This is a genomic window from Crossiella sp. S99.2 (assembly GCF_023094165.1).
In the GTDB taxonomy this organism is placed as follows: domain Bacteria; phylum Actinomycetota; class Actinomycetes; order Mycobacteriales; family Pseudonocardiaceae; genus Crossiella.
The window spans coordinates 669144-693028 of the sequence record NZ_JALMDK010000002.1; the positions used below are offsets into that span (position 1 = coordinate 669144).

Sequence of the window (23885 nt, forward strand, 5' to 3'; positions counted from 1 at the left end):
GAGCCGTCAGCCCTTCGTCGACCCGAGGGTGAGCCCGGCGACGAAATGGCGTTGCAGGGTGAAGAAGACGACCAGTGTGGGCACCGCGACCAGCAGTGAGCCGGCCGCGATCAGGTTGTTGTCCTTGAAGAACTGGCCGCCGAGGTTGTTCAGCGCCGAGGTGATCGGCATCTTGTCCCCGGTCTGGATCAGCACCAGCGCCCACAGGAAGTCGTTGTAGATCCAGGTGAACTCCAGTGTGGCCAGTGCGGCCAGCACCGGACGGCACAGCGGCAGGATCACCTGCCAGTACTGCCGGAACACTCCGGCCCCGTCCACCCTGGCCGCCTCGGTCAGCTCCATCGGGATGGTCTTCATGTAGTTGCTGAGCACGAAGACGCAGAACCCGGTCTGGAAGGCCACGTGGATCAGGATCACGCCGAGCTGGGAGTCCAGCAGCGAACCCGAGTCACTGAGCCACTCCGGCACCTCGATCAGCCGGTACAGCCGGTACAGCGGGGTGACGATCACCTGTTGCGGGAACAGGTTGCCCGCGGTGAACAGCATCAGCAGCGCCAGATTGAAGCGGAAGCTGAAGCGGGAGACCACGAACGCGACCATCGAGCTGAAGAACAACGTGATCAGCAGCGCCGGGATGGTGATGATCAGCGTGTTCAGGTAGTAGTGCGGCAGGTCCGCCTGCTCCCAGGCCTTGCCGAAGTTGTCCAGGGTCAGCTCGGTGGGCCAGGAGAAGTAGCCGTTCTTGTTGGTGTCCTCGATGGTGCGCAGCGAGGCGAAGGCCGCCCACAGCACCGGGGCCAGCCACACCAGGCAGGTCGCGCCCAGGAAGGTGTGCAGCGCGATCCGCCCGGCCCGGCCGGTGGCCGTGTTGTTCGCGACGGTCACGGCCGCTCCTCCTTGCGGAAGGTCTGCATCAGGTAGGTGATGATGAAGCCCATCGAGATCAGCAGCAGCACCACGGCCAGCGCCGAGCCCCAGCCGATCCGGCTGGCCTCGCCGATGATGTTGTCGGTGACCAGGATGGACAGCAGCTCCAGCCCCTGCCTGCCCTTGTTGATGATGTAGACGATGTCGAAGGCCCGCAGCGACTCGATCACCGTGATCACCAGCACCACGATGTTGACTGGCTTGAGCGCGGGCAGCGTGACGTGCCAGAAGGTCTGCCAGCCGGTCGCGCCATCCAGCGCGGCGGCCTCCTTCAGCGAGGGGTCCACCGCCTTGAGCCCGGCCAGGAACAGCAGCATCACGTACCCGGCGTGCCGCCAGCCCGCGGCCACCAGCACCGCGTACAGGTTGATATCCGGATCACCCAGCCAGTTGGTCGGATGATCGTTGGCGGTGCCCAGCAGGTTGTTCAGCAGCCCCTGGTCCGGCTGGTAGATGAGCTGCCAGATGAACCCGATCAGGGCCAGCGACAGCATCATCGGCAGGTACAGCACGCTTTGGTAGATCCGGCCCATGCGCAGCTTGCGGTCCAGCAGCACCGCCATGAACAACCCGAACAGGGTCGGCAGCACCAGCAGGAACACCAGCCAGGTCAGGTTGTTCCACAGCGCGGGCCAGAACCGCGGGTAGGTGGTGAGGATGTCGGTGTAGTTCTGCACCCCGACGAAGGCGATGTCCTCCACCCCGCCGATGCCGTCCCATTCGGTGAAGGACAACAGGATCGAGCCCAGCGTGGGAAACCACACCAGGCCCAGGTGCAGCAGCGAGGGGACGCCGAGCATCACCGTGAGCACCAGTTTGTCGGCGGTGGTGAACGCGCTGGCCCGGCGGCGCCTGCGCTTGCGTGGCGGCGCGCTCGTGGCGGCGGGCGCCTGCTCCAGAACAGTCATCAGCCTCAGCCCGTGAAGATGTTCTTGGCCTGGTCGGCCATGCCCTTGAGCACCGAGTTGATGTCGTTCGGGTTGGTCAGGAAGGCGTTGACCCCGTTGATCGCCGCGTCGTTGGCGAAGCGCGGGTCGGTGTCGCGGTCCAGGAACTGGGTGATGTGCTTGGCCTCGGCCACGAACTTCACGCACTTCTTCTGCAGCTCGTTGTAGCCGCCGGTGTCGGCCTTGCCGCTGGCCGCGATGGTCACCGGGTCGGTCTTGAGGTAGGCCAGCTGCGCGGCCGGGCTGGCCAGGTAGGTCAGCAGCTTGCGCGCGCCGTCCTCGTTGCCGGGCTTCTTGGCCAGCATGAAGCCGTCGATCGGGGCTTCCACGGTGTCCGTGCCGTAGGCCGGGTTGATCTCGGGGAAGGCGAAGAAGTCCAGGTCGTTCAGCTCGTTCTTCATCTGCTGACCGATCTGCTGGGACCCGACGATCATCATGCCGCCCTTGCCCTGCTGGATGGTCTGCGCGGCTTCCTGCCACTCCCGGCCCAGCGGGTTCTCCTGGTACAGCGGCAACATCCGCTTCCAGTTGTCGAAGACGTCGCGGACCTTCTTGCCCTGCCAGTCCTCCTTGCCGGCCATCAGGCTGACGTGGAAGTCGTAGCCGTTGGTGCGCAGGTTGAGCTGGTCGAAGGTGCCCAGCTGCGGCCAGCCGTTCTTCTGCCCCACCGCCATCGGCACGATGCCGTCGGACTTCATCTTGGTGCCCAGCGCGATCAGCTCGTCGAAGGTCTTGGGCACGGTGTAGCCGCGCTGTTTCCAGATGCTCGGCCGGTAGAAGACCGCCCACGGGTAGGAGTAGAACGGCACGAAGTACTGCTTGCCGTCGCTGCCGGTGGCCGCTTCCTTCTGCGCCGGGGTGAAGTTGTCCCCGATGGTCTTCCACAGCTCGGTGAGGTCCCCGGCCAGGCCCTTGCTGGCGAAGAAGCGCATCCGGTAGCCGGCGAACCAGGACCAGACGTCATCCGGCTTGCCCTGCAGGTAGTTGTTGATCTGCTGCTGGTAGGTCTCGTGGTCCTTGGTGTTGATTTTGACCTCAAGCCCGTTCTGCTGCTTGAAGGTCTCCAGCACCGCGGCGATGCCCTCGCGCGGCACCGCGTCGGAGTAGTTGGAGCCGAAGCCCACCGTCTTGCCGTCACCGGCGGATCCGCCGGAACCACAGGCGGCCAGGCCGGGCACGGCGGCCAGCGCGGAGGCGCCGAGCAGGCCCTTGAGCACGGTGCGACGGCCGAGCAGCGGGTTGGGCGGTAACGGTGTGTTGGCCATGGTGACTCCTGTCGCGGCTACCAGGTTGTATCGAACTATTTCCAACAAAGTTGCGCACAATGTGGTAGCCGCCACGGTCCGGTGTCAAGGGCGGGAACGCTCCGGTCAGGCCAGACAGCGTAAGAAGATGCCGGTTCGTTAGGCAGGTTCAGATAGGTGAACCAGTCAAACACGGACCAACAACCTCCGATGTTCGACTATGTTTGACGTGTGCGGTTGTTGTGAGTCAGGCTTGAGCCCGTGTCGAGCTGGCTGACCGAGGACGCCGAGCGTCTCCGCCGCGGGCCGCTCGGGTCCACTGTGGACACCGGGTGGGCCGGTGTGATCCGCGCAAGTCCTGGTGTCGCACCCGTTATCCAGGTCACGAGCGGGGACGCGGTGGTGCGTCGGTGCGCTCGGCGGGCCGGTGAACCCGTAACGTGGCTGGTCGCGCTGACGGTGCCGGCCGGCGTGGTCGCCGTGGCGCGGGAAGAGGGGTAGAGGTGCTCGCTCGGCAGCGGCAGGCGGTGATCCTGGAGGAGATCCGGCGCACCGGTGCGGTCCGGGTCTCCGACCTGGTGACCCGGCTCGCGGTCTCGGATATGACAGTGCGCCGCGACCTGGACGTGCTGGCCCGCAGGGGACTGGTGGAAAAGGTTTACGGCGGCGCCACCTCGGTGGTCGGGCGCAGCACCGACGAGCCGGGGTTCGAGGCCAAGTCGGTGCGCCAGCTGCCGGAGAAGGAGTCCATCGCCGCGCTGGCCGCGGGCATGGTGCGGCCGGGCACCGCGATCGGCCTGTCCGCCGGGACCACCACCTGGACCATGGCCCGCTACCTCGACGACGTGCCGGACCTGACCGTGGTGACCAACTCGATCCGGGTGGCCGATGTGCTGCAGCAGCGCGGCCGCACCGACCGGACCGTGGTGCTCACCGGCGGGGTGCGCACGCCATCGGACGCGCTGGTCGGCCCGGTGGCCGTGCAGGCGTTGCGCGCGCTGCACCTGGACGTGGTCTACCTGGGCGTGCACGGGATGGCGCCGCAGGCCGGGTTCACCACGCCGAACCTGAACGAGAGCGAGACCGACCGCGCGCTGGTCGACGCGGCCAGCAGGCTGGTCGTGCTCGCGGACAACACCAAATGGGGCACGGTCGGCATCTCCACGATCGCCGACCTCGATGAGGCGGATGTGCTGATCACTGACGAGGGACTGGGCTCCGACGCCCGGCAGGTCCTGTCCGAGCAGGTCGGCGAGCTGGTGCTCGCCCCCGTGTCCGCACGGTCCCGTGCCGAGGAGCTGGCGTGAGGCGCACGACGGCCAAGCTCGCCGACGGCCGCGAGATCATCTACTTCGACGACACCGAGGACGCCCCCGCGCGCACCGCGGTGGACACCAGGGACCTGCCCGAGCAGAAGCCCAGCTCGGAGATCCGCCGGGACCCGCTCACCGGTGAGTGGGTGGCGATGGCCTCGCACCGGCAGACCCGCACCTACAAGCCACCGGCCGACCTGTGCCCGTTGTGCCCCACCACGCCGGGACGGCCGACCGAGATCCCCGAGGCCGGCTACGACGTGGCGGTGTTCGAGAACCGCTTCCCGTCGCTGTCCCAGCACGTGCCGCCGGTTCCGTCCACTGTGGACGGTCTGCCGATGGCCGAACGCCGTCCGGGTTCCGGCCGCTGCGAGGTGGTCTGCTTCACCTCCGACCACAACTCCGCCTTCGCCGCGCTGACCCCTGGCCGGGTGCGCACCGTGGTGGACGCCTGGGCCGACCGCAGCGCCGAACTCGGCGCGCTGCCAGGGGTCGAGCAGGTCTTCTGCTTCGAGAACCGGGGCGAGGAAATCGGCGTCACCCTGCACCATCCGCACGGGCAGATCTACGCCTACCCGTTCGTCACCCCGCGCACCGAACGTTTGCTGGCCACCGCCAAGGACTACCGCGCCCAGCACGGCACGCACGTCCTCGGCGATGTGATCGAGGCCGAACTCGCCCAGCGCGCCCGCCTGGTCGCCACCAGCGAGCACTGGGTCGCGCTGGTGCCGCCGGCCGCCCGCTGGCCGGTGGAGGTCATCCTGGCCCCGCGCCGCCAGTGCGCCGACATCCCGGAGCTGACCCCGGCCGAGCGCGACGACTTCGCGCTGCTGTACCTGGACGTCCTGGCCCGCCTGGACCGCCTCTACGACCGGCCGCTGCCCTACATCGCGTCCTGGAACCAGGGGCCGGTGCGCGCGCCGAAGGAACTGTCCTGGCTGCACCTGCAGGTCTTCTCGGTCCTGCGCACCGCGGACAAGCTGAAGTACCTGGCGGGTTCGGAGTCCGGCATGGCGGTCTGGATCAACGACGCCACCCCGGAGCAGATCGCCGAACGCCTGCGCGCCGCCGGAAGCTGAGAAGAACTCACGGCGGAAACACAAGAGAGCCAAAGCTGGGTCTCAGCACGTTCTCAGGTCCACGCCCCAGAGTGAGTCCCATGACCGAGAACACCCCCGGCGCTCCGGGCCCCAAGCCAGAGCGCCCGCAGCAGTCAGCCGAGGGCACCACCCCCGCGGAGCAGCCCCAGGCCTCGCCCTGGGCCGCCGCCCCGCAGCAGCCCCAGCAGTCACCGGCGCAGCCGGGCGGCCTCGCCGATGTCGGTTTCGGCGAGGCTTCCCCGGCCGCAGGCACCCCGGTCGCCCAGCCGGCCTCCGGCGCTCAGCCCGGCGGCGCGGGCCAGTCCGTGCCCGGCGGCCAGCCGGGCTCCGGCTACGGCCAGCCGACCTCGGCCAACCCCACCGGCCTCGGCACTCCGGGCGCCCACTCCGGCTCCGCCTACGGCACGCCGTCGAGTCACGGCGCCCAGTCCTCCGATGTCTCCGGCGGCGGTCCCGGCGGTTACCCGCCCCCCGGCGGCCCCGGCTACGGCGCCCCGCTGACCAACCCGCTCGGCGTGCCGGTGCAGACCGTGCCCCAGCAGCGCAAGGCAGGCGGCCGCGGCAAGCTGGTGGCAGGCGCCCTCGCGCTGGTCCTGCTCGGCGGTGCGATCGGCGGCGGCATCGGCGGCGCGGTCGCCTACAACCTCGCCGGTTCCTCGACCAGCGCCTCCTCGGGCAACGCGCTCAACCAGCCCAGGCCGGCGGCCAAGGACATCAACAGCCCGGCGCCGCAGGGTTCGATCGAGCAGGTCGCGCAGAAGGTGCTGCCGAGCGTGGTGCAGCTCAAGGTCACCGGTCAGGGCGCCGCCGGTTCGGGCTCGGGCATCGTGCTCAGCAGCGACGGCATGATCCTGACCAACAACCACGTGGTCGAGGCCGCGGCGGTCGGCGGCGAGATCCTGGTGCAGTTCAACGACGGCCGGACCGCCAAGGCCAAGATCGTCGGCCGGGACGTCACCTCCGACCTGGCCGTGGTCAAGGTCGACGGGGTCTCCGGACTGACCCCCGCCGAACTCGGCCGCTCCGACGACCTGCGGGTCGGCCAGCAGGTGGTCGCTATCGGCGCCCCGTTCGGCCTGTCCAGCACGGTCACCAGCGGCATCGTCAGCGCGGTGCAGCGCCCGGTGCGCACCGGCGAGAGCCAGGACCAGGCCACCGTGATGGACGCGGTGCAGACCGACGCCTCGATCAACCCCGGCAACTCCGGCGGTCCGCTGGTGGACATGCAGGGCAAGGTCATCGGCATCAACTCGGCCATCCGCACCGCCGCCAGCGGTGGCGCGGGCGGTCAGCAGCAGGGCGGTTCGATCGGTCTCGGCTTCGCCATCCCGGTGGACCAGGTCCGCCGGATCGCCGAAGAGCTGATCAAGAACGGCAAGGCCACCCACTCGCTGCTGGGTGTCGGCCTCGGCCAGCCCACCCGCAACCAGCAGAGCCAGGGCGCCACGGTCTCCCAGGTCACCCAGGGCGGCGCGGCCGAGCAGGCCGGCATCAAGGTCGGCGACGTCATCACCAAGATCGACAATCGTCGGATCGAGGACGCCGACTCGCTGATCGCCGCGGTCCGCTCCTACGCCCCCGGCAGCAAGGTCAAGCTGACCATCAACACCGCGGGCGGCGACCGCGTGGTCGAGGTGACCCTGGGCAGCCAGAACCTCGACAACGGCCCCCGCTGACCGCAGGTCTCCCGGTCACCACCACCCGACCGGGCCGAGAACCGCGGCGTCGAAGCCTCGCGCAGCCCTCGCGCGGAACTTCGGCGCCGCGGACGCGTATCCGCCCACACCCGCCAGGGAGAGCCAGCTAACGTGATCGGCATGGAACGCACCGCGCAGCGCCTGGGACGGGCATTGGTCGTGCTTGTGGACGACCGGGTGGCACAGGGGGAGCACGACGACACCACCGGTCCGCTGGTGGGCGAACTGCTCGAAGAGGCCGGGTTCATCGTCGACGGCACGGTCGCCGTGGCCGGTGAGGTCACCGACATCCGCAACGCGCTCAACACGGCCGTCATCGGCGGCGTCGACCTGGTGGTCACCGTCGGCGGCACCGGGGTCTCGCCCCGGGACGTCACCCCGGATGCCACCCTCGGCCTGCTGGACCGGCCGATCCCCGGCATCGCCGAGGCCCTCCGCGCCTCCGGCCTGGCCGCGGGCGCCACCGACGCGGGCATCTCCCGCGGCGTGGTCGGCGTCTCCGGCAGCACCCTGGTGGTCAACCTGGCCGGTTCCCGCTCCGCCGTCCGCGACGGCATGGCCACCCTCACCCCGCTGGTCCAGTTCGTCATCGAACAGATCAGCGGCCTGGAGGAGAGCTGACCAGCCCCGACTCCGGGACGGAACGCCCCCGTCCCCGCGTGGAGGAGGTCTTCGGCGAGGTCCTGCCGGAGACCACCTCCGACGAACGCGACCCCAGCACCACCACCCGCCGGGACGACGACTGGTTCCTGGAGAACCGGCCCCCGCACCACGACCGCTGATCCGGTCCGCGGCAGGGCAAGGCTGGTCGGCGCGTGGCTGTGCGCTGAGCGCTGAGCCGAACGCACTCACCGCTGGTCATGTGGGCCCGAGGCAGCTGATCTTGCACGCCCGGGAGCCGTGCCTGGCTGGTTTGGCGTTGGCCGGTGGATTTGGCCTTCGGGGGCTGTCTCGTGGCAGATCACGGCGGGCCGCGCTGGTGCGGGTCGTGGCCAGGTTGTCGTGGGTGTAGGTGGCGGCTCCGGGGTTGGGGGATGAGCAGCCTGACCGCCCAGGGGGTTGATGGGGTTGGGTGGGCGGCCGGGCCGGCTGGAGTGGGGTCAGGAGGTCTTGTTCTGGTTGCGGAGCAGGTCGCGGATCTCGGCGAGGAGTTCCACGTCAGTGGGCTCGGCGGGGCCGGCTTCCTGGCCGCGCTTGCGGCGTTCCTGGATCTTCTGCATGGGCAGGACCAGCAGGAAGTAGACCACCGCGGCCACGATGACGAAGTTGATGGCCGCGTTGATCACCTCGCCGAGGTTGATGAACGTGGATTCCTTGCCGGAGACGATGGGGAAGCCCAGACCCTTGGCCGGGTCGGAGCCGCCGATGGAGTTCACCAGCGGCTGGATGAGGTTCTTGGTCACCGAGGTGACGATGGCGGTGAACGCGGTACCGATGACGACGGCGACGGCCAGTTCGACCACGTTGCCGCGCAGCAGGAAGTCCTTGAAACCCTTGAGCATTAGCGCAGCGTAATCGCCACCGATCGGGTGAGTGACGAGGTGGCCACCCTTGCGGCGTCCTGCCTGGGTACGGCGATCAGGACCATCCGGTGCGACTCGCCCGCCTCGGCCCTGGGGCCTAACACGGTGAGCACCGTGGCGGCCTCGGCCAACTGCTCGGGCGGATCGGCGGAGAAGACGTCGACCTGGGCGCCCGGGGTCAGCAGCTCGGCCAGGGCGGGGTCGGACAGCCGGACCGGAACGGCGGTGGCGTCCTTACCCGCGGTCAGCGCGGTCAGCCTCGGGCCGGTGAGGCTCAGGTCGGTCAGGGGTTCGCCGCGGCGGGCCGCGCGGGCCAGCAGCCGGCCGGTGGCGGCCGCCGGGTCGGCGAGGGCGCCGTCGGGGACGGTGTCCGCGGGGTGCTGGGACTGGCGCAGGTCGGCCGGGGACAGCTGGGTGCCCGGTGGCAGGTCCTTGGCAGCCAGCAGGACCGGGGCGGTGCGCGGGCCGGGGCTACCCGGGCGGAGCAGCAGGGCCAGGGCGAGCAGCGTGCACAGGGCGGCGGCCAGCCGCCGCAGGGCCGGTGGCCTGGTGCAGGGCAGGCGGGTCAGCAGGGTGCGGAGGCGGTCCCAGGGGGTGGGGTCGAGGGGCATGGCTCGACGTTAGGGCCGCTGGGCATGCCGTGGATGTGGCCGCCGGGGTGCCTGTGGATAAGTGGGCGGCTGTGGATAACTCCGGGGTCAGCTCGCTGCGGAGCTTGTGGAGGTGCTGCTGGCCGAGGATGATGCCGGGCTGCTCGACTCGGACTTGGTCGAGGAGCTGCCCGAGTCCGACTTCGACTCCGACTTGGTCGAACCGGCCGACACCGTGGACGAGCCACCGCTGCCCCGGCTGTCGGTGCGGTAGAAACCGCTGCCCTTGAACACGATGCCGACCGCGCCGAAGAGCTTGCGCAGCTTGCCGGAGCAGTTCGGGCACTCGGTGAGGGTGGCGTCGGTGAAGGCCTGCACCGCCTCGAAACGGTGCTCGCACTCGGTGCATGCGTACTGGTAGGTCGGCACGACAGTCCCTCCGCGAACGGCTCTGACTGGCACTCGTGCTGACAGAGTGCCAACAAATATGATGCGCCAGCCGAGGGGGCGAACGCAAACAGGCGTCGCTCACACCCGTTCGGGGAATTCCACCAGTCCGCCATCCGGCGTCAGCGCGCCGGTCATCCGGATGTCGTGCGGCTCGGCGGGCAGCCGGTCCACCAGCTCCTCGTCCCGCACCACCGCCAGCACCGGAACGCCCGCTCTGACCAGCGGCAACGACCGGTCATAGTGCCCAGCCCCGCGTCCGAGCCGCACCCCGGCCCGGTCCACCGCCAGCGCGGGCACCAGCAAACCGGCCACCTCGGCCACGGCCGCCGGGCCCAGACGCGGCCCGTTCGGCTCAAGCAGTCCGTAGCGGGCCGGGGTCAGCGACTCCGGCCCGGCGTACTCGGCCCAGTCCAGTGGCGCCGCGCCGACCACGATCGGCAGCAGCACCCGGCGGCCGGCCGCGCGCAGCGCGTCCAGCAGCGCGGGCGAGCCGGGCTCGGCGCCCACCGGCACGTAGGCCGCGACCGGCCCGTCCAGCAGCGCCGCCCACTCCGCCGCGGCCGCGGCCAGCGCCGTCGCCTCGGCCGCCCGCACCGGCGCCGACAGCGCCCGCCGGGCAGCCGTCAACCGGGTCCGCCACTCGTTCTTCGAGGTCACCGCGCTCACAGCCGCTGACCCTAGCGTCGGATACGCCCGTATTCGAGGCGTCACGAAACGTGATTTACAGCCCCCGTTAGGCTCGCTTCCCATGAGCTCGTCGAGCGCCTTCCGTACCGCCATCGTGCCTGCCGCGGGGCTGGGCACCCGATTCCTGCCGACCACCAAGACGGTTCCCAAGGAACTGTTGCCGGTCGTGGACACCCCTGGCATCGAACTGGTGGCCGCCGAGGCCGCCGACGCCGGCGCCACCCGGCTGGTGATCGTCACCTCGCCCGGCAAGGACGCCGTGGTCAAGCACTTCGAGCCGCAGCCCGAGCTGGAGGCGACCCTGGAGAAGCGGGGCAAGGACGCCCTGCTGGCCAAGGTCCGCCGGGCCAACGAACTGATCAAGGTCGAGACCGCGATCCAGGAGGAGGCCAAGGGCCTCGGGCACGCGGTCGGCTGCGCCGAGGGCAACCTCGACGGCCAGGACGACGCGGTCGCCGTGCTGTTGCCGGACGACCTGGTGCTGCCCACCGGCGTGCTGAAGACCATGGCCGACGTGCGCGCCCGCTTCGGCGGCAGCGTGCTCTGCGCCTTCGACATCCCGCGCGCGGAGATCTCCGCCTACGGCGTCTTCGACGTGGCCGACACCGACGACGCGGACGTCAAGCAGGTCCGCGGCATGGTCGAGAAGCCCAAGGCCGAGGACGCCCCGTCCACCTTCGCCGCGGCAGGTCGCTACCTCCTCGATCGGGCGATCTTCGACGCGCTGAAGCGGATCACTCCGGGCGCCGGCGGCGAGCTGCAGCTCACCGACGCGATCGCGCTGCTCATCGCCGAAGGCCACCCCGTGCACGTCGTGGTGCATCGCGGCGGCCGGCACGACCTGGGCAACCCGGGCGGCTACCTGCGCGCCGCGGTGGACTTCGCGCTGGAACACCCTGAGTACGGCCCCGGCCTGTTGCAGTGGCTTCAGGGGCGGGTTGGCGCATCCTGAATGCCATGAGGTCAGTAGACGAGCAGCTAGCCCGCGTCCTCGCCGCCGCGGTGCAACCTTCGCCGGTGCGGGTGGCCATCTCCGAGGCGCAGGGTCTGCTGTGCGCCGAGGAGGTCGTCGCCGAGCGGGCGCTGCCCGGCTTTGACCAGGCCGCCGTGGACGGCTACGCGGTACGCAGCGTGGACGTCCAGGGCGCGGCCACCGAACCGGTGGTGCTGCCGGTGGTCGGCGAGATCGCCGCCGGCTCCCGGCAGCCCAGCAGGCTCCAACCGGGTCAGGCGGTGCGGGTGGCCACCGGCGCCCCGCTGCCCACCCTGGCCGACGCGGTGGTGCCGCTGGGCTACACCGACGGCCACCAGGCCAGGGTGTCCGTGCAGCAGCCGGTGCCCTCGGCCGCCTACGTGCGGCGCACCGGCGAGGACGTGCAGACCGGCGATGTCGCGGTCCGGCGCGGCGCGGCCATCGGCGCCGCCCAGGTCGGGCTGCTGGCCGCGGTCGGCAAGGACAAGGTGCTGGTGCACCCCCGGCCGCGGGTCTCGATCGTGTCCATCGGCGACGAGCTGGTGGACGTGGACCGCTCGCCAGGGCCCGGCCAGGTCTACGACGTCAACTCCTACGCGCTGGCCGCGGCGGCCAGGGACGCCGGCGCCGAGGTCAGCCGGGTCGGCATCGTCTCCAGCGACCTGCGCAGGCTGCGCGAGGTGATCGAGGGCAGGCTGCTGCTCTCCGAGATCGTGGTGGTCGCCGGCGCGGTCGGTGGCTCGGCGGGCGCGGAGATCTGCGCGACCCTGGCCGACCTCGGCGACCTGGACACCTCCCGGGTGGCCATGCACCCCGGCTCGGTGCAGGGCTTCGGCAGACTCGGCCCGGACGCGGTGCCCACCTTCCTGCTGCCCGGCAATCCGATCAGCGCGCTGGTCGTCTTCGAGGTGCTGGTCCGGCCGCTGATCAGGGCCTCCCTCGGCAAGCACAACCCGTACCGGCGCACCGTCACCGCCCGGCTGGTCTCCCCGGTCAGCTCCACCAAGGGCCGCCGCGGCTACCTGCGCGGCACCTTGCTGCGCGACACCGACACCGACGACTACCTGGTGCAGCCGCTGGGCACCGCGGGCGCGCACCTGCTGTCCTCGCTGGCCGAGGCGAACTGCCTGATCGTCATCGACGAGGACACCGCGGACGTGCCGATCGGCGAGCCGGTGCGGGTGAGCTTCCTCGCGCAGCGCGGGTAGCCGGCGATGACCCGGCCCGAGGAGGCCGAGTACGGCAGGCACCCGGGCTGGCCCGCACGACTGGGCCCGATCGTGACCCCGGCCGGACACGTCGCGCTGCGCCCGCCGCGGCTGCGCGACGCCGGCGCGTGGAGTTCGATCCGGCTGCGCGACCGGCCGCACCTGGAGGACTGGGAACCCAGCGGCTTCGGCGACTGGTCCGACCGCAACGCCACCTTCGCCTGGCCCGCCCAGTGGTACGCGCTGCGCGCGCTGGGGCGACGCGGGCAGGCGCTGCCGTTCGTGATCACGGTGAACGACCAGTTCGCCGGGCAGATCACCATCGGCAACGTGGTCCGCGGCGCGCTGCGCTCGGCCTGGCTCGGGTACTGGGTGAACAGCGCGCTGACCAGGGGCGGGATCGCCACCGCGGCAGCCGCGCTGGTCGTGGACCACGCCTTCGGCCCGGCCGGGCTGCACCGGGTCGAGGCCACCGTGCGGCCGGAGAACGCGGCCAGCCTGCGGGTGCTGGGCAAACTCGGCTTCCGGCAGGAGGGCGTCTACCGCCGCTACCTGGACGTGGCCGGCTCCTGGCGGGACCACCTCTGCCTGGCCCTGACCACCGAGGACACGCCCGGCGGATTGGTCGGCCAGCTCGTCCACGATGGGCTGGCCTGGTACCCCGGAGCACGCCTGTCCGGCGGCGGTCGTTAGCCCCAACGGGGGACAGACACAGCTTGACTACGGCCACTATTGCGGCGTGCCTCCGACACGGATGTGACTGCTGTGACTAGCGTGGCGGGTGGTAATGGCCGCTCGGACCGCGGGGGAGGTGGCGCGGGATGCCAAGTTCACTGATTTTCGCGGCGCTCGCAGCCGCTTGGCTGATCGTCCTCGTGCCCATGGTCGCCCGTCGCAGGGGCCCGGTGGCCCGCACCGCAGACTCGGCGCTCGCCGCCAGGGTCGTGCGCCGCGGCGGTTCGACGGGCACGGTGGAGGAGGTGCTCGCCATGCCAGAACCTGAAGACGGCCACCACGACGATCCAGTCGAGGCAGTGCCGGACCGCCCACGCCGGGCCAAGTTCGCCCCACTCGACGGCGAAGAGGCCGCGCCACGCCGCTACCGCCCAGGTAGAGGCGGTTTCGACCCCGAACAAGCGGCTCTGGTCGCCGAGGCCAAGTACGCCTTCCGCCAGCGCGTCGTGCTCGCCATGCTGCTGCTCGCCCTGGGCACCGGCCTGGCCGCCGGGTTCCTCTGGCCGATGCTGTGGTGGGGTCACGGAGCCGTCGACCTGCTGCTTGTGGGCTATCTCACCTACCTGCGCAGGCAGGTCCGGATCGAGGCCGAGGTGCGCGAACGTCGCCTCGCCCGGCTCGGTGGCAGGCGCGCGGCCGCCGAGGACGCGGACGAGGCCGAGGAGGCCGAGGTCGAAGGCGAGTACGTGGCGCCCAAGCCCACGGCGGTCGTGAAGCCCACCCCGAAGCCCAGCTGCACCTCCCGTCCCGGCACGGTCATGGTCGAGATCGACGACGGCGACCCCGCCTTCGACGAGCTGGACCCGCCCGGCCAGGTGTCCTACCGACGCGCCGCGGGCGAATAGACCCCCGCTGTGCAGGCCCCCGCGCAACGACTGCTATGCTCTGCGAGCACGAACACGGGGCTGTAGCGCAGTTGGTAGCGCGTCTCGTTCGCATCGAGAAGGTCAGGGGTTCGATTCCCCTCAGCTCCACCCTAGGGGTCTTACTAGAACACGGCATCGAAACAACGCCACGTAGTAGGACCTGAAGACCGTTGGTAGCCACGGGGCCGCCTCTCTTTTGGGAGGCGGCCCTTTTGGCATTTCGGGGCCGGGTGTCGGTTCGTGGCTCCGGCACGGTCACGTCGGTGGTTTGCCAGTCGCTCTGGACGGCGTGCAGATGTGCGAAGGGCTCCCGGAGGCTGTGGTCAGCGATCTGGTCGTCGTCGACGTAGATGCTGTGGAAGATCGCTTGGTTGAGCATGCGGCGTTGCTGTTCGTCGCAGCGGCGGTAGAGCTCTTGGGGGTTCTCCAGCAAGGTGAGCGCGGCTTCGATGAGCCGGGCGCTGTCGGAGAGGTTCTCGGTCGTGGTGGTGAGGCGTTCGCCGAGGCGTCGTCGCTGGCGGGCGATCTCGCGGAGCTTGGTCTTGATCTTGTCCTGCCCGATGGTGGAGTCGGCCGCCAGTTCGATGAGGTTCTCTTCGCGGGTGTCCAGCGCCTGCAACTCGGTGGTGAGTTGTTTGTGGAGCAGTCGCTCGGAGGCTTCCTGTTCGTCGAGGGCGCGGGCGACCTCGGCGCGGACGGTGGCGACGAACTTGGCGCTGAAGCGGATCGTGGCGTAGTGGTTTTCCACGGCGTCTTCGATGAGGGCGACGTTGATGTGCGGTGCTTCGCAGCTGCCGTTCTGCTTGTTGCGGCAGAAGAAGTAGGTGTATTCGCTGCCTCGGGAGTTGACAGTGTGCTGGACGATCAGCCGCTGGGTGATGCCCGCTCGCTTGCAGCGTCCGCAGAACAACGAGCCCTTGAGGAAGTGGGGGTGCTCGCGGCGGCGTTCTCCTGCCGTGGAGCGGGATTCGAGGAGATCCTGGACGCGATCGAACAGGTCCTCATCGATGAGTGGCTCGTGCCGGCCTTGGACCTCCTCGCCGTCGACCTCTACGTATCCGAGGTAATAGCGGTCTCGCAGCATCATGGAGAGCTTGTTGATCGATACCTGCTTGGCGGGATGGCGACCGGTGGGCCGGGTTCGGAGGCCGCGATCGTAGAGCTCGTCGGACAAGTCTTCCAACGAGTAGTCACCGGTGACGTAGAGCTCGAAAGCAAGCTGGACGAAGGGTGCACGTTCCGGGTCGACGGCGATGGTGCGGATCTCGCGGCCGTCGAACCGGTCTCGGACGTTGAGGTAACCCAGCGGGGCGCGGCCGATGGTGCCGCCATTCTTGGCTTTCTGCTTCATCTTGTACGCGATGTCCGCGCCGGACTCCCGAGACTGGTACTCGTTGAAGGTGGCCAGGATGCCGTGCATGAGCTGACCGACGGGCGAGTCGTCGATCGATTCGGTGGCCGACACGAGCGTGACCCCGCGCTTGCGAAGATCGGCCATGACGATGGCGTCGTCGAGCCGGTTCCGCGCCATCCGGGACAGCTTGTAGACGATGATGTAGTCGACGTCGCCCGCGTTGCGTACTCGCGTGAGCATTCGCTGGAACTCGACTCGCTTCGACATCTCGGTCGCTGTGCGACCCGGCTCGACGTATTCGTCAATGATCGTCAAGCCGAGTTGCTCGGCCTTGCGCTGGCACTTGACGCGCTGGGCGGGAATCGAGATACCTTCGGGGTCGTAGTCGTTCTTGACCTGGCCAGCCGATGACACCCGCAGATAGATCACTGCCCGGCTTCCCGGCTCTACCGCTTCGGCGACCGTCGATAGGACGGCAGGGAGAGCGTCATCCCCGAGCAGTTCGTCGACGAGATCGTCGTAGGCGCTGGTCATCGCGCGCTCGTCTCGGTCACCGGGTGCTCGGGCTCGATGAACACGTCAACGAGGTGCAGGCCGAGCTGTTCGATGAGGCGTTGGCACGACGCACGCTGCGCGTCTAGGGATGCAGCCGTGGCTGGGGCGTCTGATGCCATACGCCGGTAGGTGACGACTCGAAGCTTCGGCTCCGCTGTGGTCGAGGCCGCCGATTGCGTCGCGGAGAAAACACCTTTGCACGAGTTGTCGGAAGGTTCTGCGTTCGCGCCCATCATTCCACGCTCTTCTCGTCTAGTACGGAATGGGAGATCGCCGCAAATGGCTGCCGCTCGAAAGCTGGCATCTCCTTTTGTTCAATTCAAATATTACCTCGATGGGCCGCGATTCTTTACGCCGCTTCCGAACGGTCGATTTGTTGCTCTTCTAGTGTGACGTTTGATTCTCGCGTATCGAACGAGTCGTTTGCGGGCGCGTCTTCGTCTTGCCTTGCTGTTGTTGCGAGACTCACGATGACTTTTGCGAGCTTGCGAATATCAGGTGGATCGTGGCGAATGCCTCGGATCGCAACACGTGCAGAATTGGCGGGACGGCGTTTTCTCTGCCTTCTCTTTCTCTGCGGAGTCATAGGTCACCAGAACCGGGACTGGAGGCCGCGTCGTCGGCCGATCGCCCTCGGTGCCCGCTGGACCGTTGAGGGTGGGCCGGGGCTGGCCGGGCCGCCATGAACGCCTGCTGCACAGGCTGAACGGGATAGCCTTCCCGTCGGAGTTCATCGTTGACTTCCCGCTGCAGTGCGGTGATGGCTTCGATCGTCAACCCGTCCGGGTAGTGGTTCGTGGCCATCACGCGGTCCGCCGTTGGTTGGGCGGTAACGCACTCGCCGAGTCATCGGTGGCCCCAGCAGAGGCTGGGACACCCCACGAGCGCCGGTCAGCGGCGGCGAACTCCTCGGCAGTCACCAGCGGTGGGTGCACCCACACCTCCGACCAGACCCAGTCCGCTCGCGGAGTCGGCTTTCCGTGATGGGTGCGTCCCCAGACCTGGCGGCCGAGGTACTTCGGGTTGCGCAGGATCGCCCGCACAATCGCCACTGTCCACACGCCGGGCTCACCAGTCTCGGAGTCCAACGGCGCGGGGTAGCGGGACGCGGCGAGTCGGCGACGGATCTCTATGGTGGACAAGTGATCCTCGCCCCTCCATACGAAAATCATTCGCACCGTGGATGCTTCGACCGGTTCGATCAACAGCCGGGTGCGCCAGCGCGGTCGTCGGCCGGTCGGAGTGACCCGGACCCGCCGGGCGCGATACCCGTAGGGCACCTCTCCGGTGTTGAAGCCGGCGCGCACCAATTCCTCAGCCACGGTGCGAGCCGCAGCGAGGTTGGCGGCGTGGTAGTCGCGCAAGACGTGGTGCCGGACGTTCCACGACGGCGTGGCCTCGCGTGTGTCCGAGCCCGTCGCGGACCCGAACAGCCGGGCGCCCATCGCCGTGAGGCGCTGCCCGAAGGTCTGGCGGCCGGCGGTCGCAGCCCAACGCGGAATACGGTCGTCGGACCCATCCTGCGCGGTGTTGTTCGAAGGCATGGCGGTTCTCCAATTCCGTGAAAGGGCCTACGTCGTGAGCGAGGTCTGCGCACGAGCGGCTGTTCGGCGTCTGGTCTGGCGCGGACGTGGCGAGCCAGGGCGGGTGCGTCCGGTTCTCTGGCCGCGCGCGGAAGTCGGCCTGCGGTCGGGCTGCTGGCCGGGTTCTTCGGCGCGCAAGGAGGTCAGAAGCCGGGTGTGCCAAGCCAGCGCGAAGCGCAGGCAGTTGGATTCGCTGCGGTGACTGGGCGTGCAGCCGGGCACATACCTGCCCCGGAAACTCCACGATGCCGAGTCACTGCTGGAGATCGCGTCGGCATAGCGCCCCAGCCCGAGCACCTTCGCCCCGAAAGCGTGCAAGCGGTACCCGCGAGCCGACAGCGACCGCATGATCTGCTCGACTTCCGCGGTGTGCTGGCGACGGCACACACTGCCCACTCCGACAAGCGGCAGCGCGGCGAGATCGACGCCGTGTCGTTCGTAGAAATCGGCGCACCGGTTGTAGTCCGCGATGGACTGGCCTTGCAGCACTGGGATGATCGGCAGCTCGGGCGCGAGATCACGCAGCCGCAGGTAGTTCGCGACGGTGCGGTTCTGGTGGACGCGCACCGTCGCACCGGTGCGTGCCAGGACATGGCTCTCCGTCATGTGGTCCATTGGTGCGGCCCATGCGAGATTGCTGATCTCGGTCGCGTAGCGGCGGAGCGCCGCGACGTAGCCGCGTTCGTCGATGCGCCACCGGCCGTGCATCGAGAGCTCCGTGAAGCCTCCTGAGTCGCAGGCCCACGGCCCGGTCGCGCGCGGCAGGCTGCGTCGGTCGGCCAACCTGCGGTGGGAGACCAGCAGGGGGACACCGAGATCGCGGGCGAGCCAGGACGGCTGGTGGGTGCCAAGGAAGAACCTCATCGCGACACCGCCCGCCGAGCGATCTTCGCGAGCAGCAACGCCGCGACGGTGAGCACGGTCGCGACCGTCTTGCCGAGGATCTGACCGGGCACCGCGGCGAAGGATCCGAACGCCAGCGGCACGAACAGCACGCTGTCGCTCACCAATCCGACGACGTTCGAGCCAGCGACCGCGCCCAGCCGTGACCGGCTCCGAATCCGGCCGTAGATGACCGAGTCGACGCACTCGGACACGGCGAATGCGACGACGCTCGCGACGGCGATCTGGGGTGAGGCCAACGACCAGGACAGCCACGCCCCCACCACGATCGCGGCAAGGACGCCCGATGTGCCCAGGGCCTCGTGCAGCAGGTCGCGCAGCGTCAGCGTCACCCCGGCCCATAGCGTGCCGGCGGGCACGATCAGCGAGCCGACGAGCAGAGCCGTCCAGTGCGTGGAGGCCCAGTTCGCCATCACCACCGAGCCGACGTAGGCGGCCGACACCGCCAGGCCCGACCAGGGGAGTCCGTGCCCTGCCTCCGCGCACGAGCGCGGGAGCCTGGTCATGCCGCACGCTCCGCGGTGACCGGGGCGCCGGATCGGCACGACCACGGCGAGCAGCCGTCCGGGTCGTCCTCCTCCACCGCTTTGGTGGAGATCAGCCGCAGCTGCCGCTTGCCGGGAACGGGCGGGTCGAGGTCGACTTCGTCGAGCGGCCGACAGGACCGGTGCAGGAAGTACTGCCCGCGCAACTCTTGGCCTTGAGTCGTGGCGTGCGGGTAGCCGTCGCGGATGGCCTTGTCGAACTCGACCGCCTCGGCCCAGCTGTCGGGGTCGTTGTCGCGCAGCCAGCGCCAGCCCGCGTTGCCGTGGAACGGGCACCCGACGCAGGCCGACTTCACGGTCTCCCCGAACCCGCGGTCGGCGAGATAGTCGGCGCACCGTGTGCGGTCCCAGCCGAGGTCGATCAGCGGGAAGACGTTGCGCAGGTAGCGCACGCCCGAGTCCTTCGCGCGGGTGAACTCGTCGGTGCTGATGCCGATGGCCTGCTCGATGTACACCCCGCGCGGAACCCGCCGGGGATGCGGATAGCCGAGCAGTTCGCGCGCCGCCTTCTTCAGAGGGGAAATCTTGTACTCGCTAGTACATTGCCTGCGCGCCAAGCCTCGACTGCCGTCGGGATTGAGCACGTGCAGCGGCATCGACACGAACCGGTGAGCCGGGTCGAGCGCGTCGTCGCGGATGTTGCCCGCCGACACCGTGCGCACCGGAATGCCGAACTTCTCCGCGTGCGCGCGCAGCCGGGCGAGGTTCGCGTACACCGCCTTCGGTTCCCAGCCGGTGTCGGCGAACAGGGCGACATCGAAGCGCGGAATCACACCCTCGCAGGCCAGCAGCAGCACCGCGCTGCTCTGGACTCCGGCACCGAGCGAGAGGCATCGCAGGACCGGACCCGCATCTTGGGCGGAGGCTGGATTGGTCATGCCGCGTTCGCCTCCTCCGCGTATCCGGAGGGCTCGGTGGAACCGGCGCCGAGGAGCGCGGCGAGGTCGGCGAGCAGCAACCCGACGGCATGCGTGGCCTGCTGCGGGACGACGCCGTTGCCCAACGCACGAAGTTGCGCGGTGCGCGGCAGCGGGAGACCCGTGACCCAGCCCGGCTCCAAGCCTTGGAGCCACTCGACGAAGGCCGGGGCCAACACCGGACGCCCATGGACGCCTGGTTGCGTGGGGAACGGTGCCGGTCGCCCGAGCACCTGTTCCCACCGCTGCACGGCCGGCGCGTAGTCGCCCCAGTCCACCTCGCGGTGCGCCGCTGGCGACGAGGCGAGATCCGGGTCGGCGACGGCTACGAGATGCCGCCGTCCGCTTCCGGGACGAGCAGGCGCATTACCGCCGACGGCAGCATCAGGTCGCCCTTCGACCCCCGCTGCGCCGGACAGCCCTTCGTCCCGTCGGTCGCCCGCGGCGTCGGCAGGAACGCCTCGGGGTCCACCAACGGAAGCACCTGCTGCGACAACGGCGGCCGAAACCCGACGCCCGCCCGACGCCCCGCCGTGCCCGTGTCCGACGCCCTCGGCGTCGGCAGCAGCCGCGCCTCGTCGGGCAACGACGGCCCACCACCCTGCGTCCTGCGAGTGCAGTTCTTCGAGTCCGAGGCGGTCGGCGTGGGCAGCAGCTTCATCACCGCGTCCACCGCGTCGTGCAGATTCACTTGATGCCCACCAGCCCGACGCCGCACCGGGTCCGCCGGACCTCGGTTGTCGCCGTCGCGCGCCTGCGGGGTCGGCAGCATCCGGGGCGGCAACGGGGCGGGGCCAGGCGAGCAGGAACACTCGCTCGCGTCGGTGTGCCGCGCCGACGTCGGCGGCGCGGACGCTACGCCAGAGCGCGTCATACCCCGCTTCGGCCAAGTCGCCGAGTACACGGTGGAGACCTCCGCCCTTCCAGCGAAGCGCGGCGACGTTCTCCACGACGAGCAGCGCGGGTCGTAGTACGCGAACGCCCGCCACGATGTCTGTCCACAGTCCACTGCGGTGGCCCTTCTCGATACCCACGCGCCGCCCGGCGGCGGAGATGTCCTGACACGGGAACCCGGCCGTGAGCACGTCGACCGGCTCGACGTTTGTCCAGTCGATGGCACGGACGTCGCCGAGATTGGGGATGCCCGGCAACCGGGCGGCGAGGATCGCGGAGATGTGCGGGTCGGGGTCGGCGCACCAGGCGAGGCGGCCCCCGCCGAGCGCGGCGAGCACCCCGAGGTCCAGTCCGCCGTAGCCGGTACAAACCGAGCCGACAATCGGCCCCGGACCGTCGGCGTCCCGCGACGTCTGAGCGGTGGCCGCCCGCACCGCCCCCGCCGCCGTCGTGGTGACGGCGACGAGGGCGGAGTCGCGCCCCGACCGGACTCGGGTGCGGGGTGGCCGGGTGGTCATGCCGCCCAGCTCTCCGACACACCCGACTCGCCGCTCGGGTTCTCGGTGTGTCGCGCTCGGCCGGTGAGGAACCGTCGTGAATCCTGGCGGTCCGTCGAGGTTCCTGAACCCGCAGAGCGGCGCAGGGCCGTGCGGAAAATCAGCACATCCTCATGGCTGATGAGGTGCAGCGGCAGCCCGGCTTCGCGCTGTTTGCGGATGAAGTCGCGCTGGAAGAAGCTGCCGCGCGCGACGAGGTCGTGCTCTGCGGCGCGCGCCAGCAGCGCGACGGACCGCTCGACCGGGATCAGGCCGGCGTGCAGGCCGCAGGCCAGGATCTGCGAGGGCAGGTCGATCAGCTCGGCGTGCTCTCGCCAGGGTCGGATGGTGATGGCGATGTGCCCGCCCGGACGCAGGTAGGTGGTGAGTCCGGCGAGGATGCGGGTGAACCCGGCCAGTAGCCGGTGGTGCCCGATGTTGGCGAGGTTCCCGCGGTCGAGGGTGTTGCCGTAGAGGTGGTGGTACTTCTGCACCCCCGCGCCCGGCGCGACCGACACCTGCCCGTGTGTGGACGGCCCGTAGGGCGGAGAGGTGACTACGAGCGCGGCCTGCCCGGCGTACTCCGGCGGGAGCAGTGACGCGATCTGGCGGGCGTCGCCGTGGAACACGCGGCCCTCGTGCTTCACCCTGGCGTCGTGGGCGAGCGCGAGGTTGGAGCGGGCGACGTCGACCCAGTGCGGCTCGTACTCGATGCCGACCGCGCGGCGCCCGGCGTGCAGGGCTTCGACGAGGGTGGTGCCGATCCCGCACATCGGGTCGAGCACCAGGTCGCCCGGCTCGGTGTAGTGGGCGATCGCGTGCGCGGCCACGGCCGGGAGCATCTTCGCGGGGTGTGCGGTCGACTCTGGCGTGTAGCGGCCCTTGCGCTGGGCGGCCGGGGAGGTCTGTGCGGTCGTCCACACTGACGCCGCCACGTCTTCGGCCGAGTCGTCGGTGACCCGCTCGGGCGGCGTACCTGTGGTGCCGTCGAGGTCGTCGATAAGCGCGCGCGGGACGCGCTGGGTCGGCCCGTCCACTGGGCTTTCTGCACCGGCCGGGACAGGGTTGGTGTCGGTGTCGGACAGGGCGCGCGGGAAGCGGTCGTCGGCCACGGTCGTGCCTTCCTGGCGGTGGTCTCCGGGCTGGGCGGGGTTGGGCACCTGGGCGCTGGTCATCGGATGATTCCGTTCTCCAGTGCCGCGTCGGCCGGGCTCAGGCGAGGCGGCTCGTAGTCGTGCGGCTGGGCGAAGACGAGGACGTCGGAGTGGATGCGCCGATGCGGTACGGGCAGTCCGCGCACGGCCGCGCGGTCTCGAGCGCGCGCCTCGTTCTCGGCCGCCGCGCTGTCGAGTGCGGCGAGGGACTCGACGGCGAACCGTCCGCCGCGTACCGGCGCGTGTAGGGCCACGATGTGCTGGAGGTAGAGCAGGTCGGCGTTCTGCGCCGAGGCCACGACCGCACCGGTCGGGTCGATCAGCTCACCGGCGGGCCAGTCACAGTGGGTGAGCACGACGAGGATGCCCCCAACCCGCAGCAGTCGCGCCGCGACCAACGCCACGAGGTCGCTGGACTGGTCGCCACCGTGCTCGGGGCGCAGACTCGTGATGATCAGGTCGGTGTCCGCCGGCGCGTCCTCGGCACCGTCGAGAACCCCGTCGCCGACGCCCGACCGCGCCGACGGGAAGGCAGTAACGACCGAGCGATCGGAGTCGCCGACAAGGTCGGCCCAGAACGGTCGCGCACCCGGACCGGTGGCGGTCGGGTCCACCGCGACGCGCACTGCGCGGCCGGTCCGGTTAAGCCCCTCGACGGCGGCGAGCGCGTCGGCCAGCGCGTGGTCCGGCTCGGTTGCCGGGGCATGGTCGATCACCCCATCCGCACCGACCGGTACGAGCGGCACACGGCCGCCGGAGGCCGGCCAGGGCAGCAGGGCGACTCGCCCGCCGGGCTCGCTGAACGAGTCGACGATCTTGCTGACGATCGGTTCCGGCCAGGCCGTGTCGAGCTCGATCGGAGCCGGACCGGCCGTCCAGACCGTCGCCGGCGTGGGCGTCGCCGTGGACCCGCGCGACCGAGAGCGAGTGCTCGCGGAACCGGGCTTGGCGGGACTGACCCTGGTGGTGGTCGACGCGGTCGGATAGGGGCGGCGATCCCCGCCGCGGCGGACGCCGGAGCGGGTGCTCGCCGGGCGGGTGGTGTCACCGCGCCGCTTCGGTCCGCGGCTCGCGGAGTGGTCGGACTGGGTCATGGAATCCTCGCAGAACCTTGGGGTTGCGCGCCGCGATACGCGGCGCCCTGTGACACCCCCCAACTCCGAAAAACGACCCACTTTTCCAGG

Annotated in this window: 24 protein-coding genes, 1 tRNA gene and 1 pseudogene; 11 read left to right on the forward strand and 15 right to left on the reverse strand. The window is 69.9% G+C overall.

Annotation, left to right across the window (positions count from 1 at the left end; translation table 11 throughout):
• Window positions 1-6: 6 nt before the first annotated feature.
• Genes MZC64_RS09665 through MZC64_RS09675 form a run of 3 tightly spaced genes read right to left on the reverse strand, consistent with a single transcriptional unit; the run spans window position 7 to window position 3139 of the window.
• Window positions 7-885, reverse strand: a complete 879-nt coding sequence (locus tag MZC64_RS09665; RefSeq protein WP_247762953.1) for a carbohydrate ABC transporter permease — start codon at window positions 883-885, stop codon at window positions 7-9.
• The gene (locus MZC64_RS09670) at window positions 882-1835 is read right to left on the reverse strand and encodes a carbohydrate ABC transporter permease (protein WP_247762954.1); all 954 of its coding nucleotides are present in this window, start codon (window positions 1833-1835) and stop codon (window positions 882-884) included. Before MZC64_RS09670 ends, MZC64_RS09665 begins: the two co-directional genes overlap by 4 nt.
• Before the next feature lie 5 nt (window positions 1836-1840).
• On the reverse strand, window positions 1841-3139 hold the full coding sequence (locus tag MZC64_RS09675) for an ABC transporter substrate-binding protein (RefSeq protein ID WP_247762956.1): 1299 nt from the start codon (window positions 3137-3139) through the stop codon (window positions 1841-1843).
• A gap of 240 nt (window positions 3140-3379) precedes the next feature.
• Here MZC64_RS09675 and MZC64_RS09680 point away from each other — a divergent pair, with 240 nt between their 5' ends.
• The 6 genes from MZC64_RS09680 (at window position 3380) to MZC64_RS47670 (ending at window position 8010) form a co-directional block, all read left to right on the forward strand.
• Window positions 3380-3619 carry a hypothetical protein gene (locus MZC64_RS09680; protein ID WP_247762959.1) on the forward strand — a complete coding sequence of 80 codons (240 nt, stop codon included), beginning with the start codon at window positions 3380-3382 and terminating at the stop codon, window positions 3617-3619.
• A gap of 2 nt (window positions 3620-3621) precedes the next feature.
• Window positions 3622-4425 (forward strand): DeoR/GlpR family DNA-binding transcription regulator, encoded by an 804-nt coding sequence (locus MZC64_RS09685; protein ID WP_185001567.1) that lies wholly within the window; start codon window positions 3622-3624, stop codon window positions 4423-4425.
• On the forward strand, window positions 4422-5510 hold the full coding sequence (galT, locus tag MZC64_RS09690) for a galactose-1-phosphate uridylyltransferase (protein ID WP_247762963.1): 1089 nt from the start codon (window positions 4422-4424) through the stop codon (window positions 5508-5510). Before MZC64_RS09685 ends, galT begins: the two co-directional genes overlap by 4 nt.
• An 80-nt stretch (window positions 5511-5590) precedes the next feature.
• Window positions 5591-7207 carry a S1C family serine protease gene (locus MZC64_RS09695; protein WP_247762966.1) on the forward strand — a complete coding sequence of 539 codons (1617 nt, stop codon included), beginning with the start codon at window positions 5591-5593 and terminating at the stop codon, window positions 7205-7207.
• Between the two features lie 141 nt (window positions 7208-7348).
• Window positions 7349-7849 carry a molybdenum cofactor biosynthesis protein B gene (locus MZC64_RS09700; protein ID WP_247762970.1) on the forward strand — a complete coding sequence of 167 codons (501 nt, stop codon included), beginning with the start codon at window positions 7349-7351 and terminating at the stop codon, window positions 7847-7849.
• A 38-nt stretch (window positions 7850-7887) separates the two neighbouring features.
• The gene (locus tag MZC64_RS47670; protein ID WP_282104993.1) at window positions 7888-8010 is read left to right on the forward strand and encodes a hypothetical protein; all 123 of its coding nucleotides are present in this window, start codon (window positions 7888-7890) and stop codon (window positions 8008-8010) included.
• A 318-nt stretch (window positions 8011-8328) separates the two neighbouring features.
• On the opposite strand, the gene mscL is transcribed toward MZC64_RS47670, so the two are convergent.
• The 4 genes from mscL to MZC64_RS09720 all read right to left on the reverse strand — a co-directional run bounded on the left by mscL (window position 8329) and on the right by MZC64_RS09720 (window position 10457).
• Window positions 8329-8730 (reverse strand): large-conductance mechanosensitive channel protein MscL, encoded by a 402-nt coding sequence (gene mscL, locus MZC64_RS09705; protein ID WP_247762971.1) that lies wholly within the window; start codon window positions 8728-8730, stop codon window positions 8329-8331.
• Window positions 8730-9362, reverse strand: a complete 633-nt coding sequence (locus MZC64_RS09710) for an SAF domain-containing protein (RefSeq protein ID WP_247762974.1) — start codon at window positions 9360-9362, stop codon at window positions 8730-8732. Before MZC64_RS09710 ends, mscL begins: the two co-directional genes overlap by 1 nt.
• An 87-nt stretch (window positions 9363-9449) precedes the next feature.
• Window positions 9450-9770, reverse strand: coding sequence for an FmdB family zinc ribbon protein (locus tag MZC64_RS09715; RefSeq protein ID WP_247762976.1), 321 nt, complete (start codon window positions 9768-9770; stop codon window positions 9450-9452).
• 99 nt (window positions 9771-9869) lie between these two features.
• Entirely contained in the window at window positions 9870-10457 is a 588-nt protein-coding gene (locus MZC64_RS09720; protein WP_247762978.1) for a 5-formyltetrahydrofolate cyclo-ligase, read from the reverse strand.
• Between the two features lie 82 nt (window positions 10458-10539).
• On the opposite strand from MZC64_RS09720, the gene MZC64_RS09725 reads away from it, so the two are divergent.
• The 5 genes from MZC64_RS09725 (at window position 10540) to MZC64_RS09745 (ending at window position 14368) form a co-directional block, all read left to right on the forward strand.
• A complete protein-coding gene (locus MZC64_RS09725; protein ID WP_247762980.1) occupies window positions 10540-11430 on the forward strand; it encodes a UTP--glucose-1-phosphate uridylyltransferase in 891 nt (296 codons plus the stop codon).
• A gap of 5 nt (window positions 11431-11435) precedes the next feature.
• Window positions 11436-12659, forward strand: coding sequence for a gephyrin-like molybdotransferase Glp (glp, locus tag MZC64_RS09730; RefSeq protein WP_247762982.1), 1224 nt, complete (start codon window positions 11436-11438; stop codon window positions 12657-12659).
• 6 nt (window positions 12660-12665) lie between these two features.
• On the forward strand, window positions 12666-13352 hold the full coding sequence (locus MZC64_RS09735) for a GNAT family N-acetyltransferase (protein ID WP_247762984.1): 687 nt from the start codon (window positions 12666-12668) through the stop codon (window positions 13350-13352).
• Between the two features lie 128 nt (window positions 13353-13480).
• Window positions 13481-14239: a gephyrin-like molybdotransferase receptor GlpR gene (glpR, locus tag MZC64_RS09740; protein ID WP_247762986.1), complete on the forward strand. Its 759-nt coding sequence runs from the start codon at window positions 13481-13483 to the stop codon at window positions 14237-14239.
• A gap of 56 nt (window positions 14240-14295) precedes the next feature.
• Window positions 14296-14368 (forward strand) — tRNA-Ala (locus MZC64_RS09745).
• Window positions 14369-15053: 685 nt separating this feature from the next.
• Here the strand turns inward: MZC64_RS09745 and MZC64_RS09750 are convergent.
• From MZC64_RS09750 to MZC64_RS09785, 8 genes and pseudogenes are all read right to left on the reverse strand, one after another.
• Window positions 15054-16148, reverse strand: a pseudogene (locus tag MZC64_RS09750) (recombinase family protein); the annotation flags it as partial.
• Window positions 16149-16972: 824 nt separating this feature from the next.
• Entirely contained in the window at window positions 16973-17713 is a 741-nt protein-coding gene (locus MZC64_RS09755; RefSeq protein ID WP_247762987.1) for a recombinase family protein, read from the reverse strand.
• A gap of 27 nt (window positions 17714-17740) precedes the next feature.
• Complete coding sequence (locus tag MZC64_RS09760) at window positions 17741-18616, reverse strand: hypothetical protein (RefSeq protein ID WP_247762988.1); 876 nt, start codon at window positions 18614-18616, stop codon at window positions 17741-17743.
• Complete coding sequence (locus tag MZC64_RS09765) at window positions 18613-19161, reverse strand: VUT family protein (RefSeq protein ID WP_247762990.1); 549 nt, start codon at window positions 19159-19161, stop codon at window positions 18613-18615. Before MZC64_RS09765 ends, MZC64_RS09760 begins: the two co-directional genes overlap by 4 nt.
• The gene (locus MZC64_RS09770) at window positions 19158-20078 is read right to left on the reverse strand and encodes a hypothetical protein (protein WP_247762991.1); all 921 of its coding nucleotides are present in this window, start codon (window positions 20076-20078) and stop codon (window positions 19158-19160) included. Before MZC64_RS09770 ends, MZC64_RS09765 begins: the two co-directional genes overlap by 4 nt.
• Window positions 20075-21529, reverse strand: a complete 1455-nt coding sequence (locus MZC64_RS09775) for a DNA cytosine methyltransferase (RefSeq protein WP_247762993.1) — start codon at window positions 21527-21529, stop codon at window positions 20075-20077. The genes MZC64_RS09770 and MZC64_RS09775 overlap by 4 nt, the downstream gene beginning before the upstream one ends.
• Entirely contained in the window at window positions 21526-22722 is a 1197-nt protein-coding gene (locus tag MZC64_RS09780) for a TRM11 family methyltransferase (RefSeq protein ID WP_247762996.1), read from the reverse strand. The genes MZC64_RS09775 and MZC64_RS09780 overlap by 4 nt, the downstream gene beginning before the upstream one ends.
• Entirely contained in the window at window positions 22719-23795 is a 1077-nt protein-coding gene (locus MZC64_RS09785) for a hypothetical protein (RefSeq protein WP_247762998.1), read from the reverse strand. Before MZC64_RS09785 ends, MZC64_RS09780 begins: the two co-directional genes overlap by 4 nt.
• Between the last annotated feature and the right edge of the window lie 90 nt (window positions 23796-23885).